Here is a 2,169-nt window from a genome sequence, read left to right as displayed (position 1 = left end):
TTAGCACTTTATTTAGTGGCGCTGCTTGAGAGCCGAATAAACAGCGCCAACGAGCTAAGCTTGGCGCTACATAGCCAACAACAAAGGCCACACCCAGTATTTAAGCAGCAGTTAAAATACTGGCAAAACCGTTTAAAAGTAACCGACAGTAACAGCGAGCTAAACACCGAGTATTTAGGTTTGCTGGTGGCATTAGCTTACCCCGATCGCATTGCAAAAAAACGCGGCAATGGCTATTTACTTGCCAATGGTGCGGGCGCTGATTTAAACACCGATTACTGGCATAACGATGACTACCTTGCTATTGCAAGCATGGGCGGCCATAAAGGCACGCGTATTTTTGCAGCCACCGCACTTAGCCCATTTGAACTACAAGATTACTTACCGCACTTGTTTACTACGCTTACCCGCTGTGAGTTTGATGAAAAAACCGCGCGGTTTATCCATCAAGACGAAGTAAAGCTCGGCGCCATTACGCTTACAAGCCAACCAAGTAAGCAAAAGCTTGATAAAACCGAGCGCGCCAAAGCGTGGCTTAATTTATTTACCAAACATGGTTTTGCATTATTTAATGAACAACCCGATGCACAGCAGTTATTAATACGCATGAGTTTAGCCAGTCAGTTTATGCCAGATACGTTCCCGGCAATAAGCGAGCAGCAACTTATCAAAACAGCTGATGATTGGTTAGGCGTATATTTACAGGATATAAAAACGCTGGAGCAGCTTAAAAAGTTTAACTACTTTGAAGCACTGCAAAATTGTTTTGACTGGGCACAGCAAACAGCCCTAAAAACACTGTTACCGCTTAGGTTAACGGTACCGAGTGGGTCAAATATAAAAATTAATTACCAGCTAGATGGCCCCGCAAAACTTAGCGTGCGCATGCAAGAAGTGTATGGCTTAACAAGTACGCCAATGCTTGCAAATGGCAAACTGCCTCTGCTTATGGAATTACTCTCGCCAGGTAAGCGTTCATTACAGCTTACGCAAGATCTTGCGCACTTTTGGGCTAGTAGTTATCGCGATGTACAAAAAGAAATGAAAGGACGTTACCCCAAGCATTTTTGGCCCGACGATCCAGCCAACAGCGTGGCAACCAATAGAGTAAAAAGCAAAATGTAGGTTTATTAACTTAAAAATATTTGTTTTATTTTTGAACATGTGAATATAGTGTACCTATAAATAAATCAATACTTTTAACTACAAGGAAGAAGTGATGAAACGACTATTTACATTAGCTTTGCTATTAGTGAGTACCTTTTCGGTTAATGCTGAAAAGGCACTGGACTTAAATAAATTTGCACAACATTACTACAACACAATGACCGCCACGCAAGCGCCTAACGCAAGTGAAAAAGAGCTTGAAGCCTACCTTAATTTATTAACAGACGATGTAGGCAGCCAGCACATACCGTATCAAGTAGATGACTCTCGCACAGCAGAGGGTAAAAAACTAATGCGTAAGGGCATGCGTTTTTATTTAGGCGCGCATACCTTATACGAAAGCGAGCTGCTAAATACCTTTATATTTAACAATAGCGGCTTTGCGATTCGTTATAAAAACCACGCTAAGGGCATTCATCCGCAAAGTAAGCAGCCAATCGAGTACACATCAGTAATGATGGAAGTAATAGAAGTTGAAAACGGTAAAGTGGCGATGATCCGTAAATATCACGAATAAAACGTAAAGTGATAAAACGCGCTAGCCATTAAAGCAAAGTTAATGGCTAATTGGGCTGTAATAGCTTTTTGTTGTTAAGTGCTTAAACTTCTTTACCACCGTGTTGCTCTGCTAAATCATCTAGCTCGGCAGAGGTGTAATCAAACCCGCTTTCATCATACTCGTAAGTGACTTTTACACTGTCGCCGCCATTAAATAGGCGAGTTTTAACTTGGTTTACGGGCCAATCTTTTAGTACATGCACAAAGCGGTTAGCAACTTGCGAGGTTTCAAAGCGGTAGCGAATTTCTGTTTTCATAAAAAGGCTCTGTTATTGTATGGCTTAGCTAAAAGTGAGTAGTAAAATTACACTATTTAATGCATTACCACCTCTCATAATCTCTTGAGTGTGTTGATTTTTAATGGTTGAATTTGCAGCCGTATGTTTGGTTTTAAGGCAAGGCAGAGCCTATGTAACTTGGTTATTCCCCATAAATAGGCGATAA

At 41.2% G+C, this 2,169-nt stretch carries 3 protein-coding genes; 2 read left to right on the top strand and 1 reads right to left on the bottom strand.

The window, feature by feature from the left end; all coding sequences use genetic code 11:
- Together B2R65_RS08315 and B2R65_RS08310 are read left to right on the top strand one after the other, a co-directional pair.
- A partial coding sequence (locus B2R65_RS08315; protein ID WP_286741861.1) for an ATP-dependent helicase C-terminal domain-containing protein occupies positions 1-1,125 on the top strand: 1,125 nt, incomplete at its 5' end.
- Between the two features lie 94 nt (positions 1,126-1,219).
- Positions 1,220-1,684, top strand: a complete 465-nt coding sequence (locus tag B2R65_RS08310; RefSeq protein WP_029773793.1) for a nuclear transport factor 2 family protein — start codon at positions 1,220-1,222, stop codon at positions 1,682-1,684.
- Between the two features lie 82 nt (positions 1,685-1,766).
- Here the strand turns inward: B2R65_RS08310 and B2R65_RS08305 are convergent, their stop codons facing one another.
- Positions 1,767-1,982, bottom strand: a complete 216-nt coding sequence (locus B2R65_RS08305) for a hypothetical protein (protein WP_004587424.1) — start codon at positions 1,980-1,982, stop codon at positions 1,767-1,769.
- Between the last annotated feature and the right edge of the window lie 187 nt (positions 1,983-2,169).

The organism is Pseudoalteromonas sp. UBA2102, from assembly GCF_002331165.1.
Taxonomy (GTDB): Bacteria; Pseudomonadota; Gammaproteobacteria; order Enterobacterales; family Alteromonadaceae; genus Pseudoalteromonas; species Pseudoalteromonas atlantica.
The sequence above is the reverse complement of the archived record's forward strand: the minus strand, read 5'-3'. Positions and strand labels throughout refer to the sequence as shown.